Genomic DNA, 26,601 nt, shown 5'->3' on the forward strand with positions numbered 1-26,601 from the left:
TTGCGGGGGGTCAGGCCGCGGCCGGCGCAGTCACGGACCGGGGGGCCGTCCGGGTCCGGAACCAGGTGGCCAGCTTCTTGCCCCTGCCCTTCCACCAGCTGTCCTCGTCACCGCCGTGGCGCCACCGGAAAGTCACCGCGACCATCATGAAGACTCCGCCCGCGACGTCCTGCCACGTCCCGCTCGCGGCGTCGATCAGCACACTGACCCCGCAGATCAGGATCGAGGGCCAGGCCAGCGTGGTGAAGACGGTGTTGGCCACGTAGCGGCGGTGGGACCGCGGTACGGAAAGGGCCCGAACCATGTCGAAGCAGACACACACAACGACGATTGCCTGGCCCAGGGACAACAGGATCGAGCCCGTCAGCGATCCGGCGAACATGGCCAGGGCCTGCAGCCCGGAGTTCATGACCGGCCCGCGGTCAGTGCAGGTTCGGGCGCCGATTCACCCGGCGTAAATGGATCAAACATGCAGTGCCCCCCGGCTGTCCTCGCTGTTTCGCTGGCTGTGGCGCCAGTCTTTTATGCCAGGACAATTCAAACGGCCGGGCGGCCCGGAAGTCACGCAATCGCTGTACCCGTCTTTGCAGCCTGCGACTACCCGGATGCGGGCGCGGGTACTCGTTCCGCGGGCCGCGGACTACGTGGACGGACCAGTGGACTTCTTGGAGGGGTGAAGGAACGCACAGCCCAGCGACGTTATTCGCTGTTCCGCGGCCTCCACACGACGACGGCCTGCGAGCGGGCGCGGGGCCGCTTGCCGCGGGCCAGGCTGACGACGTCGCCCGCGGCTCCGGCGGCGAAGATGCGGGATTCCAGGCTGCGGGGGCGGCGTTCGAGCTCCTCGCTTAGTTCGGTGACGCGGCGCTGCAGCGCGGCCACCTGGTTCTCCAGCTGGAGGATCCGTTTGATGCCTTCGAGGGAGACGCCCTCCTGCGAGAGCCGCTGCACCTCGCGGAGCATGTTGATGTCCCGCTGCGAGTAGCGGCGGGACTTGCCGGGGGCCCGGCTGGGCGAGACGATGCCCAGCCGGTCGTACTGCCGAAGCGTCTGGGGGTGCATGTCCGCCAGTTCCGCGGCCACGGAGATGACGAAGATCGGCTGCTCGAAGTCGATGGCCATGGCAGGCGTCCGTTCCTAGAGCCTGGCCTTGGCTGCCAGTTCGGCGCGGACGTCCTCGCCGGCGGTTGCCGCGGCGAAAGCCTTGACGGCCTCCTCGGCTTCCTTGTTCAGCTTCCGCGGAACGGCGACGTCGATGGTCACCAGCAGGTCGCCGGTGGCCTTGGCATGCTTGACGCCGCGTCCCTTGACCCGGAGGGTGCGGCCCGACGGTGTACCGGCCGGGACGCGGACCTTGACCTTGTCGCCGTCGATGGTCGGAACCTCGATGTCGGCGCCCAGGGCTGCCTCCGGGAAGGAGACCGGGACATGGATGCGCAGGTTGTCGCCGTCGCGGACGTAAAAATCGTGCGGCTTCACCGAGACGGTGACCATAAGGTCCCCGTAGCCGGCCGGACCGTTCTGGCCCTTGCCGCGGACCCGGACCTTCTGGCCGTCCTTGATGCCGGCCGGGATGCGCACGTCGATGACTTCGCCGTCCGGTTCGCGAAGGCCGATGGTGGTCCCGCGGATGGATCCGGCGAAGGAGATGGAGGTCGACGCCGTCCGGTCCGCACCCTTCTGCGGTGCACGCTGGAAGGACTGGCCGCCGCCGAAGCCGCCGCCACCGCCGAAGAGGTCGGCGAACTCCGGCGGAATGCCGCCGGAGGTGCTGTAGCCGCCGGAATGGCGTCCGCCGCCGCCGGTGAAGAGCCCGCCAAAGAGGTCCTCGAAGCCCGCACCGCCACCGGCCGCACCGCTGCCGCCGGGAGCGAACCGGGCTCCGCCGCCCATGGCCCGGATGGCGTCATACTGCTGGCGCTCGTCCGGATCGGAAAGCACGGAGTAGGCCTCGGAGATGTCCTTGAACTTCCGCTCCGAAGCGGTGTCCCCCGCGTTGGTGTCCGGGTGGTGCTGCCGCGCGAGCTTCCGGTAAGCCTTTTTGATGTCGGCGTCGGAAGCGTCCTTGGCGATTCCAAGGATCTTGTAAAAGTCCTTGTCCACCCAGTCCTGGCTAGCCAATGGCGTTTCCTTTCAAGTCTGTGTGCCGAGGTGACAGTTCGCGCCGATGTTTGGTCGAAACACGGGCGCGAACTGTCACCTCGATGGGGTACTGCTACGCCGGGACGGCCACGATGACCTGGGCTGCCCGCAGGACCCGGTCGCCGGTTTTGTACCCGGAGCGCAGGACCTGGCTGACGGTGTCGATCTCGACATCCGGGCCGGGCTGCTGGATGAGGGCCTCGTGGATCGTGGGATCGAACTCCACGCCGGTCTCATCGATGCGCACCAGGCCGTACGTCTTCAGCGCGTTCTCCAGCTTGGCGGCGATCGCGGCGAAGGGTCCGTCCGTGAGGTCACCGTGCTGGCGGGCGGCGTCGACGTCGTCCAGTACCGGGAGCAGGGAGTTCAGGACGCCGATGACGGCCATCTCCCCTGCCACGGCACGGTCGCGTTCGACGCGCTTGCGGTAGTTGACGTACTCGGCCTGGAGGCGGCGCAGGTCATTCCTGAGCTCCTCCGCCTCCGCAGCGCCGGCACCCTGGGCCACCGACTCCGCGGCCGGCACCTCAACACTGTTGAGGATGTCCTCCGCCTGGGACAGGGCGTCCCCGGAGTCTGAGTCCCCTGCGGCGGCGCGCTCCTGGTCGGGGTGGCGGGCCTGGCCGGTCTTCGGATCAACCTTGCGGTTGTCGTGGATGATCGGCTTCTGCGGCTCGTTCTCCTGCTGTTCAGCGTCGCGACGGCTCTCGGAAGAACCGTGCTCTTCTTCGTTACCGTGATGCGGCATGATTACTTCTTCTCGTCTTCGTCAACGATCTCGGCGTCGACGATGTCATCGTCGGCTCCTGCTGCCTTCTCACCGGCGGGTGCACCCTGGGCGCCGGTGGCGCCGTCCGGGGAACCTGCCTGGGCGTAGATGGCCTCGCCGAGCTTGGTCTGGGAAGCCTGCAGCTTCTCAAACGCGGTCTTCACCGCTGCGTCGTCGGTGCCTTCAAGGGCGGCCTTGAGGGCGTCGACGTCGGCCTTGACCTCGGTCTTGACCTCTTCGGGCAACTTGTCCGCGTTGTCGGCGATCAGCTTGTCCACGGAGTAGGCAAGCTGCTCGGCAGTGTTGCGGGTGTCGGCTGCCTCGCGGCGGGCCTTGTCCTCTGCTGCGTGCTCCTCGGCATCCTTGACCATGCGGTCGATGTCTTCCTTGGAGAGGCTGGAACCGCCCGTGATGGTCATGGACTGTTCCTTGCCGGTGCCCTTGTCCTTTGCGGAGACGTGCACGATGCCGTTGGCGTCGATGTCGAAGGTGACCTCGACCTGCGGGACACCGCGCGGGGCCGGAGCGATCCCGGTCAGCTCGAAGGTACCCAGCGGCTTGTTGTCGCGGGTGAACTCGCGCTCGCCCTGGAAGACCTGTATGGCCACGGACGGCTGGTTGTCATCCGCCGTGGTGAAGGTCTCGGACCGCTTGGTCGGGATGGCCGTGTTGCGCTCGATCAGGTGCGTCATGATGCCGCCCTTGGTTTCAATGCCGAGCGAGAGCGGGGTGACGTCGATCAGGAGGACGTCCTTGCGCTCGCCCTTCAGGACACCGGCCTGCAGCGCGGCGCCGACGGCGACGACCTCATCCGGGTTGACGCCCTTGTTCGGCTCCTTGCCGCCGGCGAGTTCCTTGACCAGGTCGTAGACAGCAGGCATACGGGTGGAACCGCCCACGAGCACGATGTGGTCGATTTCGGAGAGCTTGATGCCGGCTTCCTTGATGACGTCCTGGAAGGGCTTCTTGGTGCGGTCCAGCAGGTCCTTGGTGAGGTCCTGGAACTTGGCACGCGTGAGCTGCTCGTCCAGGTGCACCGGGCCGTCGGGGGTGACGGACAGGTACTGGAGGGAGATGTTGGTGCTCGAGGAGGAGGACAGTTCCTTCTTGGCCTGCTCGGAGGCCTCACGCAGGCGCTGCAGGGCGATCTTGTCCTTGGAGAGGTCGATGCCCTTGACCTTGAGCTGGTTCAGCAGGTAGTCAACGACACGCTGGTCCCAGTCGTCGCCGCCGAGGTGGTTGTCACCGGCGGTGGAGCGGACCTGGATCGTGGAGAAGTTGTCTTCGTCCTTGCCGACTTCGAGCAGGGAAACGTCGAAAGTTCCGCCGCCGAGGTCGAAGACGAGGATGAGCTCGTCTTCCTTGCCCTTGTCCAGGCCGTAAGCGAGGGCGGCCGCGGTGGGCTCGTTGACGATGCGGAGGACCTTCAGGCCCGCGATCTCGCCGGCCTCCTTGGTGGCCTGGCGCTGCGCGTCGTTGAAGTACGCGGGCACCGTGATAACGGCGTCGGTGACTTTTTCACCCAGGTAGGACTCGGCGTCGTTCTTGAGCTTCATGAGGATACGGGCGGAGATTTCCTGCGCCGTGTACTTCTTGTCGTCAATGGCGACACTCCAGTCGGTGCCCATGTGGCGCTTGACCGAGGCAATGGTGCGGTCAATGTTGTTGACGGCCTGGCGCTTCGCGATTTCACCAACGAGCACTTCGCCGGACTTGGAGAATGCAACAACCGACGGCGTGGTGCGGCCACCCTCGGCGTTGGCAATGACGGTGGGCTCGCCACCTTCGAGAACTGAGACGACGGAGTTGGTCGTTCCGAGGTCAATACCTACTGCACGTGACATGTGTTGCGTCCTTAACTTTCCGTGGAAACTTGCCGGTTTGGCTGCGGACCCAGAGGTCCGACCGTTATTGAGCGATCTACACTCAACTTTACTCAGACCCGTTTCAATGTCAATTCAAAGTTGAGCGCGGTGCGCTCAACTTTGAATTTCGGCCTGTCCGCAACCGTCCCCGGCGGCAATACTTCCCCGGAATTCCGGGCCTGCTCACACAATACCGAGGCAGGCGACTTGAGTGTTCGCTGAACGCGAAGCCTGTTGATCAGCGGTCCCCGCGGCCAGCCTCGCCTGCGGAGTCATCCCGGGCGGGTTCCGCCTCGGTTTCCCGGTTCACGGCGCGCCGGCCGCCCGCGCCGCCGGCGCCACCGTAGTCGCCTTCGGGATATTCGCCTTCTTCGGCGGCCGTCGCCGGCGTGCCGCCGGCACCCGCCGCGCCATAGTCGCCCGTGGGGTAGTCGCCTTCCTCCACTCCGACGGTGGTGGCGCCGCTGACGCCCGCAGCCCCGTAATCACCGGCAGGGTATTCGCCTTCGCCGGCCTGGGCCGGATTCTCCCCGGCGGTGCCCGCCGCACCGTAGTCGCCCTCGACGTACTGGCCCTCGGCGGTGGCCGCTTCGGATTCCGTTGCCTTTCGATCAATCTCGTTGTTTTCGGACATGGTTGGATCCTTCCGGGAAGCCTCGGCGCGCCCAGGCAGGCGCAGGGGCAGTCTATCGAGCGCCGCCGGGAGGCAACAGAGGCGAGTGTTACCCCGCCCCGGAGGCACTTCCGGGCCCCGGGTGTCCCGTCAGCGGGGCTGCTCCTCGGAGGGTCGAAGGCCCGCGAGTTCCGCCAGCACGGCCAGGTGGTGGGCGAACAGTTCATCCGGGGCGGCGAAGGTGTCCGCGCCGTACTGGCCGAAAACTTCGAAGCTGATGGCGCCGAATAGGGAGGTCCAGACAAGCGCGCCGCGCGCCAGCAGCCGGTCAGGCACGGCCAGTCCCATCCCGCTGCGGATACGTGCCAGGTCAGCGGCCAGCGGCGGCCCGACGGCGGCCTGGCCGCCGGGTTCCGCCAGCCGGCCCGCGCGGTAGGCGCCGTCGAGGATTGCCATCAGGGCGAGGATGACCCGGGTCCCCGGTCCCGTGGTCCGTTCAGCCGGCGCCCGGTATCCGGGCACGGGGCTGCCGAAGAGGAGTCCGTAGCAGGCCGGCTCGCGCAGCGCCCACCGCCGCACCGCGGAGCCCAGGGCATTGAACCGTCCGGCAAAGTCGGCCCCGGGCAGGGCGGCGACGGCGGCCTCCACGTCGTCGCCGAGTTCGTTGTAGGCGTCGATGAGCAGCAGGGTCAGCAGCTCCTCACGGTTCTCCACATACCGGTAGACCGCAGAGGAGACGACGCCGAGATCCCGGGCCACGGCGCGGAGGGACAGTGCGGCCGCACCGCGCGCCGCCAGATGCTCCCGGCCAAGGCGCACAATGTCCTCGATGGTCCGGACCCGGGCTCGCTCGCGGGGCGTGGGCGGCTTTACGGGAGGGGCGCTGGCGGGCTGCGGCATGGCTCCAGCATTCCACAAGGCAGAGCGGTGTCAACTAATGTGAGCACCGCTCTTGACTTCGCGGCCGACCAGGGCCATCCTGAATCCAGAGAGCACCGCTCTCTCTATGCGAGGGGGAACCCCGACCGGAGAGACGGCGGAGAGACGGCGGAGAGACACAGCCAGGCAGCCGAAACCCAAACAAACACGGAAAGTGAGCACTCGATGTCCCAGTCCGAATCCCCTGCGGCCCGCACCCCGGCCCTGTACGTCGTCACCGGCGCCGGCCCGGTCGGCTGGACGGTTGCCGAACAGCTCGCCGCGGCGGGACACCGGGTGCGGGTGCTTACCCGCTCCGGCAGCGGGCCCGAGCACCCGCTGGTCGAAAAACTGGCCGTTGATGTGTCCGACCGGTCGCAACTGGGCAGGCTGTTCCGCGGGGCCAGGGCCGTCTTCCACTGCATCCACGGCTCGCAGTACAGCGCCAAGGCCTGGGCGGAGGAACTGCCCGGCGCCGAGCAGACGGTCCTGGCCGCGGCGGGCGAGGCCGGCGCCGTCGTCGTCTTTCCGGAAAGCCTGTACTCCTACAGCGAGCCGAACCGGCCGATGACCGAGGAGGGCCCGCGGGACGCCCGGGGCGGCAAGCGGGGTATCCGCACCGCGCTGCTGAGGGCCCGTGCGGCGTCGGCAACAGACACCGTGAGCGTGGTGGCGGGCGATTTCTTCGGTCCCCGGGTCCGCGGTGCGCATGCCGGCGAGCGGATGCTGAAGCCGGTCCTGGCGGGAAAATCCCTGATGGTGGTCGGCAATGCGGGACTGCCGCATTCCTTCACCTATGTGCCCGATCTGGCCGCCGCCATGATCAGGGCCGCGCAGGATCCTGCGCTCTGGAACCGGGTCTGGCATGCACCGACCGGCCCGGCGCTGAGCCAGCGGAGGATCGCCCAAGCGTTCGCCGCCGCCGCCGGCGTCCGGACACCGCGTGTGGCCGCGGTCCCCGGCTGGGCCCTGCGGACCATGGGCATGGTCTCCGCCGGAACACGGGAACTGGCCGAGACCCTGTACCAGTTCGAGCACCCCTTCGTGATGGACTCGCGGGCCAGCGAGGCGGCCCTGGGGCTGCGACCCACCCCGCTCCAGGAGGCAGCCGCCGCCACCGTTGCCGGGTGGAGGGACCAGGCGCAGTGACGGCGGCCGCCTGTTCCGGCTCGCGGGTTCCGGCTAGCGGGTTCCCGCCTCCGCAGGTTCCGGTTCCGGCTCCGGGGCAGCCGGCAGGGCACGCGCGGCAGCATCCGTTTCAGGGCGGCCCAGCTTGCTCGGCCACCAGATCCGCGGCCCGATGTCGTAGGCCAGGGCCGGGACCAGCAGCGACCGGACCAGGACGGTGTCCAGCAGCACGCCGAAGGCCACAATGAAGGCCAGCTGCACCAGGAACATGATCGGGATGACACCCAGGGCCGCAAAGGTGGCCGCCAGGACCACTCCGGCGGAGGTGATGACGCCGCCGGTGACGCCAAGGCCTCGCAGGATGCCGGGCCGGGTGCCGTGCTTGATGGATTCCTCCCGGACCCGGCTCATCAGGAAGATGTTGTAGTCCACACCCAGGGCGACCAGGAAAACGAAGCCGAAGAGCGGAACGGTGGCATCGGCTCCCGGGAACCCGAAGAGGTTGTTGAACACGAAGGCGGAGACACCCATCGCGGCGCCGTAGGACAGGACGACCGAGGCCACCAGCAGGACCGGCGCCAGCACGGAGCGCAGCAGCAGCATCAGGATCACAAGGATGACCGCGAGGACCACCGGGATGATCGTGACAAGGTCACGCTGGGCGGTTGTGTTCGTGTCCAGGGCCGTCGCGGTCACGCCGCCCACCAGGGCTCCGCCGTCGACCTTCTTGAGTTCCTGTCGGAGGGCCACGACGACGTTTTCGGCCTCGGTGGAATCAGCGGCGAAGTTCAGCGTCGCGTTGATCAGGACCTTGCCGTCCCTGACCGCGGGCGCCGCGGGGACGCCGGGAGCCGTCGGCGCACCGGGCGCGGCAGGGGGCCCGGGCGCCGCGGGGGAACCGGCGATGATCGGCACCCCGCCGTCTGCCAGCAGGTAGGCGTCCCCGACGCCGTCGGTCGCTCTGGTCTTGTCGAGCACCGCCTGCGCCTGGGCCTCATCAGCGACGATCACGGCGGGGCTGCCGGTGCCGGCGTCGAAGTGCCGGGCCAGGGCGTCCTGGCCGTCGACGGCGTTGGAGGCGGTGAGGATGACATCGGTCTGCGGGACACCGTTGGCCTTGAGCTGCAGGACGCCGGCGGAGGCCACCAGCAGCAACAGCACGGAGGCAATCCAGACGGTCCGGGGCCGGCGCGAAACAAGGGAACCGGTGGCACGCCACAGGCCCTTCTGGCCCTCGAGCCCGGTGACGAGTTCCGGCTCGCGCTCGGTCTCCGGAAGGAGCTTGGGGCGGAAGGGCCAGAATGCGGCGCGGCCCAGCAGCGCCATCAGCGCAGGCAGCAAGGTCAGTGCGGCGAAGAGCGAACACAGGATGCCCGCTGCGGCCACCGGCCCGAGAGCCTTGTTGGAGTTGAGGTCGGAGAACAGCAGGCAGAGCAGCGCGATGATGACCGTGGCTCCGGAGGCGATGATGGGCTCCCACGACTTCTTCCACGCCGTCAGCGCCGCGGCCGTGCGGTCGGTGGTGTGCGACAGGGCTTCACGGAACCGTGCCACATAGAGCAGTGCGTAATCCGTGGCGGCACCGATCACCAGGATGGACAGGATGCCCTGGCTCTGGCCGTTGAGCTGGATCCAGCCGAGCTTGGCCATGCCAAAGACCAGCAGGATGGCGGCGCAAAGGGCGAAGACCGAGGTGAACAGCACGGCGATGGGCAGCAGCAGCGAGCGGTAGACGATCAACAGGATCAGGAACACCGCCCCGAGGGCCACGAGCAGCAGGATGCCGTCAATTCCGGCGAAGGCGCTCACGAGGTCCGCGGTAAGCCCCGCCGGACCGGTCACGAAGGTCTGCATTCCCTCCGGGGCGGACGCCTGCACCTCCTCGCGGAGCTCCTTGACAACTTCCTTCACTTCACCGGCGGAATCGATCGGGACTACAAACTGGACGGCCTTGGCGTCCTCTGACGGGATGGGGCCAATGACGGTGCTGCCGGCCCCCAGGGCCTCCAGCTTTCCCTTGAGGGCTGCCGCCTCGCCGAGCTGCGCGGGGGTGAAGGCTGATCCGCTTTCAATGACAATGACAGCAGGGATCTCGTTGGAGTCCCGGAATTTGGCCTGCCAGTCCTGGGCCTCCGTGGCCTCGGCTCCTGCCGGCAGGAAGGACGCCTGGTCGTTTGAGGAGACCTCGCTGAGCCGGCCAAAGGTGGGTCCGCCGATCCCGGCGATGGCGAGCCAGGTGACAACGAGCAGGACGGGAACCAGCCAGCGCAACCAGAAAGGGACACGGGCACTGCTGCGTGGGGTCTTGTTCATGGTTCCTTCTGGTGGTTGCCTCGGAGGAGTAGAATTTAGTCCATAGTAGACTATCTCCACCATGGAGATAAACCCGGCCGGGCTGAATTCTTGGCAAAGTTTGCGGGACCGGGCCGGGCCCGGGGCCGGTGGCCGCTGAAGTAAACTCCGGAGGGCGCCAACTGCGGAGCGGGCGTGACCGAGCCACAGGAGAGGAAGGCGCACCGTGACAGTCGATCCGTCGGGACGCCCCGAATCTTCCGGACCGCCTCCCCTGGTCCGGCTGCTGCAGGAATTCAGCCTGGAAGCCAACCGCTATGTGGATTCCGCCGGCGGACGCAACGACATGCACCGGACAGACCTCAATGCCCTGGCCGTGATCATGCAGCACACCGCAAGGAACCAGATCGTCACCCCCGGCGTCCTCCGCAAGGACCTCCACCTCAGCTCGCCCGCCACCACGGCGCTGATTGACCGGCTGGACAAGTCCGGCCACGTGGTCCGCGAACGGCAGGGCACCGACCGGCGGCAGGTCCAGCTCCGGATGACCCCCAAGGCCTACCGCGACGGCGGCGCCATGTTTCAGCCGCTGGCCCGCCACATGGGCGCCGCGATGGCCGAATTCACTCCCGAGGAACTGGAGATCGCCACACGCTTCATGATCTCGATGATCGAGGCGACGGTCAGGGCCGGGCAGGAGGCGGCGCAGCCGACGGCGCCGCCTCCAATAGCGCCCCGACGATGAATGGGATGCGCGCCGAACCCGCGCCGGCGTATCGGGCGGGTCTTCTTGCCGCCGAAGCCAGCCGGCTAAAAGAGGAGGAACGCGATGGGCGTCACCAGGATCAGCGTCAGCACGACGCGCTGGAACCAGATGATCACTAGCTTCCACACGGGAATGGGGATGTCAGTGGCCATGATGCACGGCACCAGGGCCGAGAAGAAAATGATGCCCGAGACGGACACCACTCCGATCACAAACTTCACCACCGGGGCCGCCTCGACGACCAGCAGGGCCGGCAGGAACATCTCTGCGATGCCCACCGCGCTGGCCTTTGCCACGAGCATCGGTTCGGGCAGTTGGAGCGCCCACGTGAACGGGTAGAACACGAACGCCAGCCAGTCAAAGACCGGTGTAAACGTGGCGAGAACCAGTCCAAGCAGCCCGATCGAGAGAATCGAAGGCAGGATTGCCATGGCCATCAGCAGCCCGTCGCGGACGTTGGTCCAGATATTGACCCCGAGCGAAGGCGCCGACGCTACCGTTTCCCGGGCCTCGCGCCACGCCACGTGCAGCCGCTTCCCCGTGACTTCCTCCTCCGGCTGCGGCTTTGCGTCCGGGTGGTACTCGTCGGGAATGCTGTTCAGCGGCCAGATCCGGACCGTAATGGCTGTAACCATAAAGGTCACCAGGAACGTCACCCAGAAGTAGGTCATCCACTGTCCCATCAGGTCCAGCGTCTTGGCCACGATGACCATGAAAGTGGCCGACACCGTGGAAAATCCGGTGGCGATGATGGCCGACTCCCTGGCCGTGTACTTGCCCTCCTTGTAGATACGGTTGGTGATCAGCAACCCCAGGGAGTAGCTGCCGACGAATGAGGCTACGGCGTCGATCGCGGAGCGGCCGGGAGTCCTCCAGATAGGACGCATGACCCGCTGAACCATAACGCCGATGAATTCCAGCAGGCCATAGCTGACCAACAAGGCGAGGAAGACAGCGCCGATGGGAACCAGCAGTCCCACCGGAATCACGAGTTTCTCAAAAAGAAACGGACCCATATCGGGCTTGAAGAGCCACGCAGGACCGACCCTGAAGACCATCATGAAGCCGACCGCCATGCCCGCAACCTTAAATGCAGAGAACACGCCGTCCACGACGGATCTTTTCCAGGATCCGGTGATGAAGGGATACACGGCTCCAGCCACAATGACCGCGAGTGCGTAGTAGGGCAGCACCGGGCCCAGGCTCGCCTGGAGGAACGTGACAATGTGGTCCAGCATGATGGTGTTCTTGCCGCCGATGGTCAACGGCACGAAGAACATGAACGCCCCGATCCCGCTGTACACAAAAAGTTTCCACATCTGCCGCGGCTTTGTTCGCGGGGCCTCCGAAGTGATGGCCATCGTCGTCTCCTGACACGTACGTGTGCCGCTGTCCGTCCGGACGCGGCCGTTTACTGTATAGAACCAATCAGACCTTTATCCGGAAGCAGGGACAATGGAATACCGGCGGAAGCGGTCTCACATATGAGATTCAGATCACTCGGAGGGCTGACATGGGAAACGACGCGGACACTTCCATGCGCTCCCTGCACGTCCTGAGCTACCTAGCCACCCAGGCAACCCCGGTGTCCGCGGCGCGGATAGCCGAGGCCATCGGCTCCCCCCGGTCCTCAACGTTTCGGCTCCTGCGCGGAATGCAGTCCCTGGGGTACGTCACGCATATTCCTGAACTCAAGTCCTACGCGTTGGGAATCGCAGCCCTGGAAATCGGACAGGCCTTCAGCATCCAGGCGCCGCTGGCGAGGTTCGGAAGGCCCGTCCTGGAGCGTTTGGTCCTCGCACTAGGAGAAACCGCCCACCTGGCAGTGCTGCACGGGCACGAAACCCTCTATATCCACGAACAGACAGCCCCCTTGCGGACGCCGCTGGTGACCGCCAAGGACGTCCGTCTCCCGGCCCACCTGACAGCCTCCGGACGGGTGATCCTGGCGGCCCTCGGGGAGGACCAGCTGCGGGCGCTGTTCCCGCCCAATTTTGCGTTCATCCGAAGAACGGGCAGAGGACCCGTCACTTATACCGATTTGCTGCAGCAACTGGATGCCGCGAGGAGGCAGGGCTTCGCGCGCGAGTTCGGGGAAGTGACCGCAGGCCTTGCATCCATTGCCAAGCCTGTCCGGGACAGGACCGGACGCACCGTCGCCTCCATTGCCGTCACACATGCCTACAGCACCGAGGCAGCGGCCACCCTTTCACGGTCCCCGCAGGTCCCGGCGCAGCAGACTATTCTGGCTGCCCTGGACCGGGCCACCCGTGAGTTGAGCCGTCGGCTCGGGTGGGAGGACACTTCCGAGAAGCATCCACTGGCGAGGAATGGCGGTGGATAACGGCGCGAAGCGGTAGCGTTTCCTTATGAGTGCGCAGCAGCCCGAAGATGTGTACACCCACGGCCACCACGAGTCGGTGGTCCGCGCCCATGCCTCGCGGACAGCGGAGAACTCCGCGGCGTTTGTGCTCCCGCATCTCACCCCCGGGGTTTCGGTGCTCGACGTCGGCTGCGGGCCGGGCAGCATCACATGCGATTTCGCCGTGCTCGTCGCCCCCGGGAAGGTCACCGGACTGGACCGCTCGCCCGAGGTGATCGGCCAGGCGACCGCCCTCGCGGCCGAGCGCGGCGTGCGGAATGTCGAGTTTGTCGCCGGGAACATCTACGATCTGGACTTTGAGGACGAATCGTTCGACGTCGTGCATGCCCACCAGGTGCTGCAGCACCTCACTGACCCGGTCGCGGCCCTGCGGGAAATGCGCAGGGTCGCCAAGCCCGGCGGGATCGTTGCGGTACGCGACGCGGATTTCCACGGCATGAGCTGGTTCCCGGCCGTCCCCGAGCTGGATGAATGGATGGAGCTCTACCAGCGGATCGCCCGCCGGAACGGGGCCGAGCCCGACGCCGGCCGCCGCCTGGTTTCCTGGGCCCAGTCCGCCGGGTTCACCGACGTCGCGCCGTCCAGCAGCAACTGGCTGTACGCCACCGGCCAGCAGCGCCGCTGGCAGGCGCGGGTCTGGGGCGAACGCGTGCTGCACTCGGCCTTCGCGGACCAGGCGCTCGAATACGGCTTCGCCAATGCCGCCGATCTGGCCCGCATTTCGGCCGGCTGGCACCTCTGGGGTTCAACGGAGGACGGCTGGTTCCTGATTCCCAACGGCGAGGTGATCGCCCGGGCCTGAGCCGCGGGCCTTACGGACATATTCGCTGCCTGCCAGGGACTCCGGGTGCGGGCAGCAAATAGCGGCGTTACGGGTGGTATTTTGAGCTACCGCGCTCAGGCGGTTGACTATCCACTGACGCGGTACCAGTCCATACACTGAAGCCGCGTCTTTCTGCGCTAGGGGCTGGGGAGTCTTATGGGACAGGCATTCAAATCATTGGTTATCGGGGCTGCGACGGTTCTGGCTCTGCTGCTGGGCGTGGTCCCGTCGGCGGGCGCCGCCACGGCGGGTCTCACGTTGAGCCCAAGTTCCGGGCCGGCCGGCACGTCCGTGAAGGTGACCGGAACAGGATTCCCGAAAAAATCGCAGGGAACGGTCAAGGCGGGCAGCAACAGCGTCAGCTTCACGTCCAGCGCTTCGGGCTGGTTCAGCGTGCCTGTTGTTATCCCGGAGTCCGCCAACGCTGTCGTGCTGATTACGGCCCAAGTGTCCGCCACCGCAGTGACGGCACCTTTCACCCTCACCCACAGTTCCCCCTCGGTCGGCGAGGGTGAGACCGCGCCGGACCCCGCTCCGGCCGCCGCAGTTCCTGCCATCAGTTCCGCAAGCCTGCGGTTCGGTGTGGGCACCCCCGGAGGCCCGGCAGCCTCGGCAGAACTGGATGCCGCCGCGTCGCTCGCCGGCGAAGCGCCGTCGATTGTTCTGTCGTATAAAGACTTCAACCAGGCCCCGCCGCTGTCCGAACTGGATGCCGTCCGTGCCCGGGGGGCCGTGACCTTGCTGACGTGGGAGCCGTGGGCCTGGGGCGGCGGGACCATTCAGCCGGCCTATTCGCTGGACCGGATCACCGCCGGAGACTTCGATGCCCATCTGGCACGGTGGGGCACCGCACTGGCGGGGTGGGGGCACCCCGTCCTGCTTCGCTTCGGCCATGAGATGAACGGCAACTGGTACCCGTGGGCCGAAGGCGTCAACGGCAACGGCCCCGGCGACTACGCGGCCGCCTGGCGGCACGTGCATGACGTGATTGCCTCCACCGGCGCCTCCAACGTGTCGTGGGTCTGGAACCCGAACGTTCCGTACTACGGTTCGACGCCGATGGAGGGCCTCTTTCCCGGCACCGGTTACGTTGATGCTGTGGCGCTGGACGGCTATAACTGGGGAACCTCCGCGAGCTGGAGCAGCTGGACCGCCCCGTCCGCCCTCTTCGGGACCGGCCTGGCCGAGCTAAGGTCGCTGGCTCCGGGCAAGCAGATCCTAATCGCGGAAACGTCCTCCGCGGAACAGGGCGGGTCCAAAGCCGACTGGAATGCCCAGCTGGTCAGCTATCTGGCGGGACAGCCGGACATCACTGCTTTGGTCTGGTTCCACTTCAACAAGGAAACGGACTGGCGGATCAACAGCAGCACGGCGTCCTCGAGCGCCTTCGCGGCCGCCCTGGCGGCGCGCCGAAGCGGTTAGCGGGGGATGACGCTGAACAGGAACCTGGTCTTGACCATCGTCCACACCAGGCCCAGCAGCAATATGTAGGCACCGGTGTTCAGCCAGAGGTTGCCCGGCTGCAGCACCGGGATATTGGCCAGGGCCAGGATCAGGAACACGTGGATGATGAAAACATACAGGGTGTTCTGCCCCAGCGGGATAAGGAACCAGCCCAGCGCACGCTCCAGCAGCTTCCAGTAGGCGGTCAAGAGGGTATACGCCGTGATGACCACCAGGAGGACATTGAGCAGCCGTCCCGCGCCAAGGTACGTCCGGCCGAAATAGCCGCTGTAGAGCATCTGGTGCAGGGCATCCGGCAGCAAAGCAAGGCGGACATCGTAGGCGTTGGAAAGGTACGGGTTGGACAGGGCGAACAGGGCAAAAAGTACTGTCAGCAGCACGCAGCAAGCCAGCACGCTCCTGCGCCGGGAAAACCAATCCACGAGGGGCCTGCGGTAATAGCCGGCAGTCACGCCAAGGACAAAGAGGATCTGCCAGACCATCAGGGGAAAGGAATCCTCGAACTGCGAGGGCAGGAGACGGATGCGGGACAAGGAGCCCACCGTATACAGGGCGCCGCTCACCAGCAGGACCAGCCATGCCAGCCTCCGGGACAGCGCCCAGAGAATCAGGGGGCTGAGGAGCAGGAGCACAACGTACAGGCCCATGATGTTGAACTGCCACGGACCGAACTCAAGCAGCAGGATTTTCGGGATCAGCCAGGCCGGGACCGGAAACTGCAGCAGCCCCTCCACCTCCGAATACATGTCATAGCTGCGGCCCGCCGCTGCAGCGCCCGCCGCACCGGTTCCTTGGTCCGTGAACCCGGTCAGGACCGAGCTTTGGACGAGCGGTATGAGGCTGATCAAGAAGGCCGCCATGACGACGGTCAGGGCCGTGACGTAGAGCTTCCAGGACCGGCCGGCTGTTTTGTCCACCACGTCCCCGGGATTGTCCTTGATCCTTGGCCCGTAGACCATGCCCAGCACCGTTCCGGAGAGCAGGACAAAGAATTCCGCGCCGGACACCGCGCCAATCGTTTCCTGGGTCAGCAGCTGAAACAACGAGGTGAGGCCAACATGGTTCACCACCACAAAAAGGATCGCCATGCCGCGCAGCATATCCACGCGCCGGTCCCTGAAAGTCTCTTCCTGATAGGCCCACGAGCGCGCTGCGGACCAGCGAAACGGCAGCACCCACAAAACGGCGGCCAGCGCCACGCCCGCCGCAGCAGCCATCCACGCCCAGCCGCCGGAAATCACCCCGCCGCCCGCGGGCGTGTCTGCCGTGGTTCCGCCTCCTCCTGCCGTCTCCGCGCCCGTCCGGAAGCTGGTCGCCGCCAGCGCGTCGGCCAGCACCGCAGCGGTGCCGGAATCTGCCGTCAGGCGCCAGTCGATGGCCACCTCCCCGGATGCGCGCTGTTCAACGGTTTCGTTCCAGAGCACGGCTCCGATGTTGTCGTATCCGGAGTCCGGCGATGCGAGTATCTGGCTCACCCAGGCACTTTTGATGTCCTTTTCAGTCGGTCCACCGCTTGCGGGGCTGTAAAAGGCTCCCGTTTCCAACAGCAGCGGCTTGTTCCTGGCCACGGCGTAGCCGGCGTAAAAGTCCAAGTCGACCGCGGCCTGGACCGGCTGCGCGGGTCCCAGCATGCGGGCAAGCCCGTCCGCAGCGGGCAGGGTGTTGGCCGGCGGTCCGCCGGCAGTGTCGTCATGGAACGCGGACAGCCCCACCCAGTCCACCGCGTCGTCCCCGGGGTAATACGGCGAGTAGGCCGCGTCCTCAGGGTTCCAGACGCCGTCGGAATTTGTGTCCAACGCGCTGAAGCCCGGGCTGCCGGGCTGCGCGGCATCGGGGGCCGGGACGAAGGGGTAGTCCCCGCCCTGGAACGGCGACCAGACCATCACCGGGTCTTCCAGCGTGTCGCGCATGGAGGCAGTGACGACGCGAAACGCCGCAATGTACTCCGCTGGCTTTTGACCCCAGGCCGGCCAGCCGGCATTCATGTCGGGGGCGAACCGGATGAACAGCCGGCCCGGAAACCCCTCAGCCATCGCTTTGATCTCCTGCGCCAGCTCAGCTGAGGTCTTCTCATCAACCTGCGCCAGGGGAATCCTCGGATTAACCGTGATCAGCGCATCGGCACCTTTGGACTGCGCTTGCTCCAGGAACTGCGGGATGAACGTCTTTTCCTGCTCCCGGACGGGCAGCGACAATTCATGGCCATAGAGAGCCGCCGGTTTCCCCAGACGCCCGGCATACCGGGCGGCGGAGTCCGTCGACCAGTCAAGCTGCACCCCCCACAGCGGCCCTTCTTCCCCCTGCCCGGAGGGCTTACGGTCCGCCTGCCCGCCCGCGCCGGGAACCGGGTCGGGGCCGCTGGCCTGCGCTGCTGCACCGGAGACGGAAGTGAAGGAAAGGACCAGCAGTAACAGCAGTAAGGCTAACGCGCGGCGCAGGATCACAGTCGCCATAGTAGCGACCCGGCAGCCCGGAGCCTCCGTCGGACGCGGGAGTCCCATTCACGGACGTAAACTGAATCAGTGCAACCCTCCCTGTGGCTGGCCCTAGCGGGCGCCGGCGTCCTGATCAGCTTCACTCCCGGCGCGGGCGCCATCAACACCATGAGCAATTCCCTGAACTCCGGCTTCCGGCGTTCCATCTGGGGAATCCTCGGCCAGCAGGCCGCCCTGATTGTGCACATCGTGATCGTGGCCCTCGGCGTCGGGGTGCTGGTGGCCAGCTCGCCGGTCGCGTTCAACGTCATCCGCTACGCCGGCGCCGCCTACCTGGTCTACCTGGGCATCCAGCAGTTCCGGCACAAACCCGATCTGGACCAGGAGAAGGCTGCCGCGCTGCGCAACGAGCCGGCCTTCTCCATGTTCCGCCGCGGCCTGTGGGTCAACCTGCTGAACCCCAAGGCAATCGTCTTCTTCCTGGCCTTTATGCCGCAGTTCATCCGCCCGGAGGCGCCGCTCCTGCCGCAGTACGTGACCCTGTCTGTCACCGTGGTGGTCATCGACATCCTGGTCATGTGGTTCTTCTTCGCCGCCGCCGCCAAGTCCTTCCAGCGCTTCACCCACGATGCCCGCGGGCAGCGGATCCTCAACCGGACGTTCGGCGTGCTGTTCATGGCCGTCGGCGTCGCGCTGGCCCTCATCCACTGACGGTCCAGCACGACACCCGGTCAGGGCTGGATGGAACTCAGTTTCCGAAGGTCGGCCTTCCTGATTTTGCCGCTGGCTGTCCGGGGCATCTCATCGACGAACACGACGGACTTGGGGATCTTGTAACGTGCCAGGCGTCCTTCCAGGTGGCGCCTGAGCTGCTCCTCCGTGAGTTGGGCGCCCTCGCGCAGCAGGACGACTGCCCGGGGCACTTCACCCCACTTCTCATCCGGCACACCAATCACGGCCACGCTTCCGACCGCATCGAGTTCGGTGATGGCCTGTTCCACTTCGGCGGGATAGATGTTCTCGCCGCCGGAGATGATCATGTCCTTGATCCGGTCTGAGACGAAGACGAACCCGTCGTCATCCTTGTAGCCCATGTCGCCTGACTTGAACCAGCCGCCCTCCGCGTATGACTCGGCGGTGGCGTCAGCCCGGTTCCAGTACTCGGGGATCACGTTCGGGCCCTTGATCTGGATCTCGCCGACTGTCCCCGGCGCAGCGGTGCTCCCGTCAAATGCTGCGATCCGCACATCGGTGAAGAACTGCGGAAGCCCGGCCGATCCAGCCTTGTCCCTGGACCGGGCTGCCGGCAGGGTGGTGGCGCCTGGCGCAGTCTCGGTCATGCCGTAGCCATTGGAGAACCGCAGGCCGCGCGCTTCGTACGCCTCCAGCACCCGCATCGGCACCGCTGATCCGCCACAGGTGAGCTTGTTCAGGGAGCTGAGGTCCGCCGTGGCCCACGCCGGGTGCTCGGCGAGCATCTGATAGGTGGTGGGTACCCCGCTGATGGTGGTCGCCCGGTGCCGCTCAATAAGCTCCAGCGTCCGGCCGGCGTCGAACTTCGGCTCCAGCACCACCGTTCCTCCCTTGAGCAGGGTCGGCAGGACGCCCATGTCCAGCGACGCCACGTGGAACATCGGCGAAATCATCAGCGCCACGTCCTGCGAGGAGAAGTCGAAATCCACGATCACGTTGAAGCAGTTCCACGTGACGTTGCCGTGGGTCAGCAGGGCCCCCTTGGGCCGGCCCGTGGTACCGGAGGTGTAGAGGATCATGGCACCGTCGTCCAGCGTGACCGGTTCATCGAGCGGCTGGTCCGAGCCGGAGGCCACCAGGTCCTCAAAGTCCTCCACCGCCGTCGGGCCCCCAGTGACTCCGGTCGCCACCGCCGGGCTACTGCCGTCGCCGGCAACGTCGGCGACGACGACGAGGGTCGCCACCGCCGTGCCGGCCGCCCCGCGGGCTGCCAAGTCTCCGAGGCTGCCTGCGTGAACCAGCGTCCCGGCGCCGCAGTCCTGCAGCTGGAACTGAATTTCCGGGGGTGCCAGCCGCGTGTTGAGCGGGACGAAGATTGCGCCCAGCGTGCCGCAAGCAAAGAGGGTCTCCAGGAAGGACGGGTGGTTCTCGCCCAGATAGGCAACCCTGTCGCCCTTGGCCACGCCGCGGGCCCGCAATGCGTTGGCGAGCCGGACGGTCCGGTCCGCGAACTGTTCGTAACTGACTTCCCGGTCTCCGCTGATGAGTGCGGTTTTGCTGCCGGACTTCGGGCGGCGACGCTGCAGCCACGAGCCGATGCCAAAATTCTCCACGGCGAATCCTTTCTACTGTGAGGTTAGCCCGTTTGCCGGGACCCGAAAAAGGGTCAGGCCTGGACGGTCTGGAGGTCGTTGTTCTTTGTTTCCCGGGTCAGCAGGATGAAGACGATTGAGACCACCGACATGATCGCCAGGTACCAGACCACCGATGTTGTGTCCTGCCCGGAGTCCTTGTAGATCTGCGCCACGATGCCCGGGGTGAAGCCGGCGCCCAGCAGGGTTGCCAGCTGGTAGCCCAGGGATGCGCCCGTGTAGCGGGAGGTGGTGCCGAACTGCTCGGACACGAAGGCCGCCAACGGCCCGAACAGGGTGGAGTGGATCATCAGGCCGATGGCGAAGGCCACGAAGATCAGCATGATGTTGTTGGAGGACAGCAGGGAGAACATGGGGATCAGGTAGATGATGAACAGCACCAGTCCGCCGATCATCACCGGGCGCCGGCCGAGTTTGTCGGAGAGCTTTCCGCCCAGGATGACAAACACAATGGACAGGGCCGAGGCTGCGGCGAACGCGTACAGCACGCCCTGCCGGTCCGCGCCCTTGGAGACTGCATACGTGACGGAGAACGTCGCCAGAACCACCTGGAGGGCGAAGCCGGCGGCGCCGGCGAGCATGGTGAAGATCAGAGTCTTCGGGCGCCGCAGCACCAGGAACAGCGGAATATCCCGCTTGGCGGTCATGCCCTGCCGGACGGCTTCCTGTTCGGCCTGAGCCTTCTCGGCCTCCTCCTGTTCCAGCGCCGCCTTGAAGATGGGGCTTTCGGAAACCTTAAGCCGGACGAACATGCCCACGCCCAGCAGCACGAAGGAGAGCAGGAACGGCACCCGCCAGCCCCAGGCGAGGAACTGATCGTTCGGCAGCGCGGAGAATGCGCCCATGATGAGGGTGCCCAGGACGGCACCGGTGGGCGCCCCGGCGTTGACGAACGAGGCGGCAAACCCGCGTTTGCCCGATTCGGAGTGCTCCAGCGCCATCAGGGCGGCCCCGCCCCATTCGCCGCCGACGGCGATGCCCTGGAAGACGCGAAGAATCACGAGAAGCACCGCACCCCATGGTCCGGCCACGGAGGCACCCGGGACCAGCCCGATCAGGGTGGAGGCCAGGCCCATGACCAGCATGGAGATGATCAGCATGCTCTTGCGGCCCATCCTGTCGCCGAAGTGGCCGAAGATGATGCCGCCCACCGGGCGTGCCACGTAGCCCGCGGCAAACGTGCCGTAGGCCGCCACGACACCCACCCAGTCGTCCATGCCGCTGAAGAAAACCTTCGGGAAAACGACCGCTGCGGCCGTGGCGTAGAGGAGGAAGTCGTAGTACTCGATCGTGCTGCCCAGGTAGCTGGAGGCAATGACCGTGCGCGCTTCCTTGCGACGCTCGGCGGTGCCCATAGCCTGAAGCTGAGTGAGTTGGGACATGGTTGTTCCTTTGAACAGAGGAAGGTTCTTGGCGGGCTTTTACTTGTAGAAGCGGGCGAGGAATTCGGCCACGACGGCGGGGCGCTCCTGGCCTTCGATCTCGATGGTGTTGGCGACCTTGATCTGGGCTCCGCCCTTGACCTCGGTGACTTCGGTGATGGTGGACCGCATCCGGATCCGCGCGCCCACCTTGACCGGGGAGGTGAAACGGACCTTGTCCAGTCCGTAGTTGACCTTCGTGGTGACGCCGTCGACGTCGAACAGCTCGCCCCAGAAGGGGATGATGAGGGAGAGGGTGAGGAAGCCGTGGGCGATCGGGGCGCCGAACGGACCGTCCTTGGCGCGTTCCGGGTCAACGTGGATCCACTGGTCGTCACCGGTGGCGTCGGCGAACTTGTTGATCTGTTCCTGGGTGATTTCGCGGTACCCGGTAACGCCGAGGTCGGTGCCGGCGAGGGTGAGCAGTTTGTCGAAATCGACGACGAGATTGGGCATGATGTCCTCCTGGAGGGCTGGGCGGGGTAGGGAAGGGTCCGACGGCGGTGCCGGAGCGGGGTGTGATGGTCGAGTTAGGTGCTGTGGTCAGCGGGTGAAGGCGCTTTCACCGGTCAGCGCCCGGCCCACGATGAGGGCGTTGATCTCGTGGGTGCCTTCGTACGAATAGACGGCCTCGGCGTCGGCGTGGAAGCGTGCGACATCCGTTTCCAGCGTGATGCCGTTGCCGCCGACCACTTCGCGGGCCAGGGCGACGGTTTCGCGCATCAGCAGGGACGTCTGCATCTTGGCCAGGGCGGAGTCCTGGTCGCGGTAGATGCCCTTGGACTGCTGTTCGGTCAGCCGCACCACCAGGGACAGCGCCGAGGTGACGTTTCCAAGCATCCGGGCCAGTTTCTCCTGGACGAGCTGGAAGGATCCGAGCGTGCGCCCGAACTGCCGGCGCTCCGTGACATAGCGCAGGGCCGCCTCGAACGCGCCGGCCGCGATGCCGGTGGCGATCCAGGCGACGTCCGAGCGCATCGCGCACAGCATCGCCGCGACGTCCCGGAACGAGTTCACGTTGTGCAGACGCATGGATTCGGGAACCCGCACGCCGTCGAGGGTGATGTGGGCGTTCTGCATCATCCGTAACGCGGTCTTGCCGTGGATCTTCTCCAGCGTCACACCGGCGGCTTCCCGCTCGACGAGGAAGGACTTGACCTGGCCGTCGGAGACATCACGGGCAAATACGGCCAGGACATCCGCGGTGGCGGCACCGCCGATCCAGCGTTTGGCGCCGTCGAGGACCCAGCCGTCACCGTCGCCGCCCTGGACACGGCGGGCGGTGGTGGTGAGCCCGCCGGCGATGTCGGAGCCGGACTCCGGTTCTGTCAGCGAGAAGACGCCCTTCAGCGAGAAATCGATGACCTTCGGCATCCACTCGTCCTGCTGTTCCGCGGAGGCGCCGACCCGGATCGCGGTCCGGAACAGTCCGGCCTGGGCCGTGTAGAACGTGGCGAGCGAGGCGTCGGTGCGGGCGAGCTCGAAGATCCGGAAGCCCTGGTAGATTCCCCGGGCCGGTGTTCGCTCTGCACCCGGGGCGCCGGTCAGTTCTGCCGGTTCCATCAGGTCCAGGTCGATCAGCGGCTGTGCCAGCTGGTCCGGGAATTCGCCGCGTTCCCAATAATCCGCCAGCAGCGGCCGGGCCTTCTCGTCGAGGAAGGTCCGCAGCCTGCCCAGCACGCGGCGCTCGTCCGCCGTCAACAGGGACTCGGCGTCAACAGGGACTCGGCGTCGTAGTAGTCGCAGACGCCGTACAGCCTGGTTTGGTTTACAGCCTTTACGGACAGGCCCGTCTCTACCGACATCTCAGCCTCCCAGTCCGAGCAGGCGGACGGCGTTGTGTTTGAGGATCTTGGGCCGGACCTCGTCCTTGAGCGGCAGGTCCGCGAAGGCCCCCAGCCACTTCTGCGGGGTGATCAGCGGGAAGTCGGTACCGAAAAGCACCTTGTCCTGCAACACGGAGTTGGACATCCGCACCAGAGATTCCGGGAAGTACTTGGGCGACCAGCCGGAAAGATCGATGAAGACGTTGGACTTGTGTGTGGCAATGGAGTTTGCCTCGTCCTGCCACGGCACCGAGGGGTGGGCCATGATGATCTGCAGCTCCGGGAAGTCCGCCGCGACGGCGTCCAGCAGCAGCGGGTTGGAGTAGCCGAGCTTGATGCCGTAGCCGCCCGGGAGCCCTGCGCCCATGCCGTTTTGTCCGGTGTGGAAAATGGCCGGGAGACCGAGTTCCTGCAGCGCGTCCCAGAGCGGGTAGAACTGTTCGCTGGAGGGGTCGAAGCCCTGGAGGCTGGGATGGAATTTGAACCCGCGGGCGCCCAGGTCGATGGCCTGGTGCTTGGCGCCCTGGATGGCCTCGGCGCCGGTGCGTGGATCCACGCTGCCGAAGGGAATCAGCACATCGTTGTTCCGGGCGGCACCGGCGATGAGCTCCTGGATGCTGTTGGGCTCGTGCTTGAGCTGGGTGCGGGCATCCACGGTGAACACGACGGCGGCCATGTTCAGTCCGCGGTACACCTCCGCGATCCGGTCCAGCGACGGGGTCCGGTCCTCGGCCTTGAAATATTTGGCCGAGGCCTCTGTCAGGGCCGGCGGGAGGGACTGGTGGCCGTGGCCGTCCACCTCGAGGTGGACGTGCATGTCGATCGCGTCGAGCTTCGCGGCGTCGATGCCGAGTTCATAGCGCTGGGAGGCCATGTCAGCGGGCCTCAGCCGGTTCGGGCTTCAGCTCTTCCGGAAGCGGCAGGAATTCCTCGCCGACGCTTTGCAGCTTGTCGCCGAAGAGCGCGCCGAAGTCCTCCACCAGGTCCTGGTAGCCCCAGCCGCCCTCTCGGTACTCGGTGACCGAGGCCTCGGGGTGGGTCCAGAGCTGCAGGCGGTCCCCGCCGGCGCCGATCGCCTGGCCGGTGATGCCGGCAGCTTCGTCGGAAGCGAGGAAGGCAATGAGTCCCGCGACGTCGTCAGCGGTTCCGAAACCCAGATCGTGCCGGAAAAAGGCCGGCATGGTCTCGCCGCGCTCGTCCGCTTCGACCGCCTTCTGGAAGTACGGGACCGTCTTGGTCATGGCGGTGGCGGCCACCGGGATCACAGCGTTGGCAGTCACCCCGGCCTTCTTCATTTCCAGCGCCCAGGTGCGGACCATGCCGACGATCCCGGCCTTGGCCGCGGCGTAGTTGGTCTGGCCGAAGTTACCGCGCTGGCCTGTGGGCGAGCCAATGGTGATGATGCGGCCGGCGATGCCGTTTTCCTTGAAGTAGGCGAACGCTTCCCGAACGCAGGTGAAGGTGCCCTTCAGGTGGACATTAATCACGAGGTCGAAGTCCTCATCCGTCATCTTCAGCAGGGATTTGTCCCGCAGGATGCCGGCATTGGTGACGAGGATGTCGAGGCGGCCGAACTCCGCAACGGCGGCCTGCACCAACTGCTTGGCCACCTCCGTGCTACCGACGGGAGCGACGACGGCGGTGGCCTTCCCGCCGTCGGCCTCGATGGTCCGGACCGCTTCCGCGGCCACCCCGGCATCGACGTCGTTGATGACGACGGCGGCACCCTGGCGGGCGAGTTCCCGGGCGTAGGCCAGACCCAGGCCCCGGCCGCTTCCGGTGACGATTGCTACTTTTCCTGACAGGCTCATGTTGCTCCTTCGCACTGCGCCTTGCGGCGGCTATCCCCGGGAGCCTGCGGCGTGATGCGCGTCTCCCTTGAGTGCTTTCAATTAGAGGCCAAATCCTTGAAAATGTCAATCATTTATTTATGCATTCAATGTGCGTCGCCGCGTCCCGCGTGGGATCATTGAATAATTCAACGACCCGGCCGGCTACCCGCCCGAAAGGCACCATGACACAACAGGTAAATGACGCCACCGAAAGCTCCGGCGGGGCTTCAGCACGACTGGCGAAATCAAGCATCAGCACGGATATCGGCTTCCTTCTGGCCAAGCTGCACGCCGCCGGCAGCGTACTTAACAACGCCGCCCTTGCGGAGTTCGGGCTGAAGGAGCGGTCCTACTCCGTTCTGGCGCTGGCCTGTGGCAACCTGGGACCCACCCAGCGCGAACTGGCCGAGTTTCTCAGCCTTGACCCCAGCCAGATCGTGGCCCTCATCGACGAACTGGAACAGCGCGGCCTGGTCGAAAGAAGGCCGGGAATCTCGGACCGGCGCCAGAAACTGGTGGCCGCCACAAAGGCGGGCCGCACACTCCACGCTGCCGCCCAGAAGGCAACCCGGGCCGCGGAAGCGCGCCAGCTGGACATGCTCACCGGCGATGAGGTGGCATCCTTGCGGTCCATTCTCCACAAGGCGGTCTGGTCAGGAAATCCCGCAGACCGTTAGTTCCAGCGGTTCGCTTGCGAGCCCCTCAGCCTCCCGCGCGAAGGCCCGGGAGCAGGGACTTCACCGTGTCCGCCGCGATGGCGAAGCTGATCCCGTTCACCGAGACTTGCGCGGTGGACGTCGCCACCATGGTGTTGATGCCGATCACGTGGCCGCGGCTATCGATCAGGGGCCCGCCGGAGTCACCCGAGCTGATCGGCGCATCGGTCTGGAGCAGCTCGGTCAGTCTGGAACTGGTGCCCAGGCCCGTCGCCGCAACGGACGTCCGTCCGGTGGCCGAGATGATTCCCGTGGTGACACTTGGACCGCCGGCCAGGCCCAGGGCGTAGCCAATGGCGATCACGGCGTCACCGGGCGCCGCGGATCCCGAGTCCCCCAGCTCCAGCACGGGCAGGTTCCTCACGCCCTTGACCTTCAACAGTGCCAGGTCGTTCTCTGAGTCCGAGCCGACGATCTCGGCTGCGTGTTGGCTCGCGTCGTGGAACGTCACGGTCACGGTCGAGGCCCCGCCGACCACGCCCGTGACCAGATGCGCGTTCGTAATGATCTCCCCCGTGCTGCCAATCACGATGCCGGTCCCCTGCGCCATCACACGTCCGCCGCCACTAGGGTCCAGGAAGGGGTTGGACTGGGTGGTCGTGGCATGCACAGAGACCACGGCGGGCAGCGAGGCCGCCAGCAGGGCCTGGATATCCATGGGGTGATCCGACATCGCGCCGCCGGTGGTCAAGTACTGCCTGATCACGGTTTCGGTGCCCCAGCCGGTGGCACGCGCCACGACCAGCGCGGCCCCGGCACCGGTCAGCGCAGCAACCAGGAGCACGGCCAGCAGCGGGAGGAGTCCGAGCACGTATCGGCGGGGCCGCTTCGGCGGGTTCGGTGCCCCATCCACAGGCTGCGGC

23 protein-coding genes and 1 pseudogene are annotated in these 26,601 nt (G+C 66.3%); 7 read left to right on the top strand and 17 right to left on the bottom strand.

Annotated features, from left to right (window positions below):
• Positions 1-10 precede the first annotated feature (10 nt).
• The 7 genes from ASPU41_RS04245 to ASPU41_RS04275 form a co-directional block, all read right to left on the bottom strand.
• Positions 11-409 carry a hypothetical protein gene (locus ASPU41_RS04245; protein WP_197515755.1) on the bottom strand — a complete coding sequence of 133 codons (399 nt, stop codon included), beginning with the start codon at positions 407-409 and terminating at the stop codon, positions 11-13.
• A 290-nt stretch (positions 410-699) separates the two neighbouring features.
• Positions 700-1,122 carry a heat shock protein transcriptional repressor HspR gene (locus tag ASPU41_RS04250; RefSeq protein WP_069949872.1) on the bottom strand — a complete coding sequence of 141 codons (423 nt, stop codon included), beginning with the start codon at positions 1,120-1,122 and terminating at the stop codon, positions 700-702.
• A 15-nt stretch (positions 1,123-1,137) separates the two neighbouring features.
• On the bottom strand, positions 1,138-2,121 hold the full coding sequence (locus ASPU41_RS04255) for a DnaJ C-terminal domain-containing protein (protein WP_197515756.1): 984 nt from the start codon (positions 2,119-2,121) through the stop codon (positions 1,138-1,140).
• A 94-nt stretch (positions 2,122-2,215) separates the two neighbouring features.
• Positions 2,216-2,890 (bottom strand): nucleotide exchange factor GrpE, encoded by a 675-nt coding sequence (locus ASPU41_RS04260; protein ID WP_069949874.1) that lies wholly within the window; start codon positions 2,888-2,890, stop codon positions 2,216-2,218.
• Between the two features lie 2 nt (positions 2,891-2,892).
• Positions 2,893-4,755 (bottom strand): molecular chaperone DnaK, encoded by a 1,863-nt coding sequence (gene dnaK / locus ASPU41_RS04265; RefSeq protein WP_069949875.1) that lies wholly within the window; start codon positions 4,753-4,755, stop codon positions 2,893-2,895.
• Positions 4,756-5,014: 259 nt separating this feature from the next.
• Positions 5,015-5,410 carry a hypothetical protein gene (locus ASPU41_RS04270; protein WP_069949876.1) on the bottom strand — a complete coding sequence of 132 codons (396 nt, stop codon included), beginning with the start codon at positions 5,408-5,410 and terminating at the stop codon, positions 5,015-5,017.
• A 129-nt stretch (positions 5,411-5,539) separates the two neighbouring features.
• A complete protein-coding gene (locus ASPU41_RS04275) occupies positions 5,540-6,289 on the bottom strand; it encodes a TetR/AcrR family transcriptional regulator (protein ID WP_069949877.1) in 750 nt (249 codons plus the stop codon).
• A 204-nt stretch (positions 6,290-6,493) separates the two neighbouring features.
• Between ASPU41_RS04275 and ASPU41_RS04280 the strand changes: the two genes are divergently transcribed.
• Positions 6,494-7,456 carry an NAD-dependent epimerase/dehydratase family protein gene (locus ASPU41_RS04280; RefSeq protein WP_197515757.1) on the top strand — a complete coding sequence of 321 codons (963 nt, stop codon included), beginning with the start codon at positions 6,494-6,496 and terminating at the stop codon, positions 7,454-7,456.
• A gap of 33 nt (positions 7,457-7,489) precedes the next feature.
• Here the strand turns inward: ASPU41_RS04280 and ASPU41_RS04285 are convergent, their stop codons facing one another.
• Entirely contained in the window at positions 7,490-9,748 is a 2,259-nt protein-coding gene (locus ASPU41_RS04285; RefSeq protein WP_069949878.1) for an MMPL family transporter, read from the bottom strand.
• A gap of 205 nt (positions 9,749-9,953) precedes the next feature.
• Here ASPU41_RS04285 and ASPU41_RS04290 point away from each other — a divergent pair, with 205 nt between their 5' ends.
• The gene (locus ASPU41_RS04290; RefSeq protein WP_069949879.1) at positions 9,954-10,472 is read left to right on the top strand and encodes a MarR family winged helix-turn-helix transcriptional regulator; all 519 of its coding nucleotides are present in this window, start codon (positions 9,954-9,956) and stop codon (positions 10,470-10,472) included.
• 65 nt (positions 10,473-10,537) lie between these two features.
• On the opposite strand, the gene ASPU41_RS04295 is transcribed toward ASPU41_RS04290, so the two are convergent.
• Positions 10,538-11,854, bottom strand: a complete 1,317-nt coding sequence (locus ASPU41_RS04295; protein WP_069949880.1) for a YjiH family protein — start codon at positions 11,852-11,854, stop codon at positions 10,538-10,540.
• A 152-nt stretch (positions 11,855-12,006) separates the two neighbouring features.
• On the opposite strand from ASPU41_RS04295, the gene ASPU41_RS04300 reads away from it, so the two are divergent.
• The 3 genes from ASPU41_RS04300 (at position 12,007) to ASPU41_RS04310 (ending at position 15,121) form a co-directional block, all read left to right on the top strand.
• Positions 12,007-12,837 (top strand): IclR family transcriptional regulator, encoded by an 831-nt coding sequence (locus ASPU41_RS04300; RefSeq protein ID WP_069949881.1) that lies wholly within the window; start codon positions 12,007-12,009, stop codon positions 12,835-12,837.
• Positions 12,838-12,862: 25 nt separating this feature from the next.
• Positions 12,863-13,678, top strand: coding sequence for a methyltransferase domain-containing protein (locus ASPU41_RS04305; RefSeq protein WP_069949882.1), 816 nt, complete (start codon positions 12,863-12,865; stop codon positions 13,676-13,678).
• 177 nt (positions 13,679-13,855) lie between these two features.
• Complete coding sequence (locus ASPU41_RS04310; RefSeq protein ID WP_069949883.1) at positions 13,856-15,121, top strand: glycoside hydrolase family 26 protein; 1,266 nt, start codon at positions 13,856-13,858, stop codon at positions 15,119-15,121.
• Here the strand turns inward: ASPU41_RS04310 and opgC are convergent.
• Positions 15,118-17,616 (bottom strand): OpgC domain-containing protein, encoded by a 2,499-nt coding sequence (opgC, locus tag ASPU41_RS04315; protein ID WP_083266356.1) that lies wholly within the window; start codon positions 17,614-17,616, stop codon positions 15,118-15,120. The genes ASPU41_RS04310 and opgC overlap by 4 nt on opposite strands.
• Before the next feature lie 69 nt (positions 17,617-17,685).
• Between opgC and ASPU41_RS04320 the strand changes: the two genes are divergently transcribed.
• Positions 17,686-18,309, top strand: coding sequence for a LysE family transporter (locus tag ASPU41_RS04320; protein ID WP_069949884.1), 624 nt, complete (start codon positions 17,686-17,688; stop codon positions 18,307-18,309).
• A gap of 20 nt (positions 18,310-18,329) precedes the next feature.
• Here the strand turns inward: ASPU41_RS04320 and ASPU41_RS04325 are convergent, their stop codons facing one another.
• The 6 genes and pseudogenes from ASPU41_RS04325 to ASPU41_RS04350 all read right to left on the bottom strand — a co-directional run bounded on the left by ASPU41_RS04325 (position 18,330) and on the right by ASPU41_RS04350 (position 25,001).
• On the bottom strand, positions 18,330-19,904 hold the full coding sequence (locus ASPU41_RS04325; RefSeq protein WP_069949885.1) for an acyl-CoA synthetase: 1,575 nt from the start codon (positions 19,902-19,904) through the stop codon (positions 18,330-18,332).
• 53 nt (positions 19,905-19,957) lie between these two features.
• The gene (locus ASPU41_RS04330) at positions 19,958-21,325 is read right to left on the bottom strand and encodes an MFS transporter (RefSeq protein ID WP_069949886.1); all 1,368 of its coding nucleotides are present in this window, start codon (positions 21,323-21,325) and stop codon (positions 19,958-19,960) included.
• Between the two features lie 39 nt (positions 21,326-21,364).
• Positions 21,365-21,820 carry a MaoC family dehydratase gene (locus ASPU41_RS04335; RefSeq protein WP_069949887.1) on the bottom strand — a complete coding sequence of 152 codons (456 nt, stop codon included), beginning with the start codon at positions 21,818-21,820 and terminating at the stop codon, positions 21,365-21,367.
• Positions 21,821-21,907: 87 nt separating this feature from the next.
• A pseudogene (locus ASPU41_RS04340) lies at positions 21,908-23,169 on the bottom strand (acyl-CoA dehydrogenase family protein).
• A gap of 1 nt (position 23,170) precedes the next feature.
• Positions 23,171-24,064, bottom strand: a complete 894-nt coding sequence (locus ASPU41_RS04345; RefSeq protein WP_069949888.1) for an amidohydrolase family protein — start codon at positions 24,062-24,064, stop codon at positions 23,171-23,173.
• A 1-nt stretch (position 24,065) separates the two neighbouring features.
• On the bottom strand, positions 24,066-25,001 hold the full coding sequence (locus ASPU41_RS04350) for an SDR family NAD(P)-dependent oxidoreductase (RefSeq protein WP_069949889.1): 936 nt from the start codon (positions 24,999-25,001) through the stop codon (positions 24,066-24,068).
• Between the two features lie 203 nt (positions 25,002-25,204).
• On the opposite strand from ASPU41_RS04350, the gene ASPU41_RS04355 reads away from it, so the two are divergent.
• A complete protein-coding gene (locus ASPU41_RS04355; protein WP_069949890.1) occupies positions 25,205-25,699 on the top strand; it encodes a MarR family winged helix-turn-helix transcriptional regulator in 495 nt (164 codons plus the stop codon).
• 25 nt (positions 25,700-25,724) lie between these two features.
• Here ASPU41_RS04355 and ASPU41_RS04360 read toward each other — a convergent pair whose 3' ends face one another.
• Positions 25,725-26,549 carry a S1C family serine protease gene (locus ASPU41_RS04360; protein WP_069949891.1) on the bottom strand — a complete coding sequence of 275 codons (825 nt, stop codon included), beginning with the start codon at positions 26,547-26,549 and terminating at the stop codon, positions 25,725-25,727.
• Positions 26,550-26,601 lie beyond the last annotated feature (52 nt).

Origin of the sequence: Arthrobacter sp. U41 (assembly GCF_001750145.1) — a bacterium.
GTDB lineage: Bacteria > Actinomycetota > Actinomycetes > Actinomycetales > Micrococcaceae > Arthrobacter.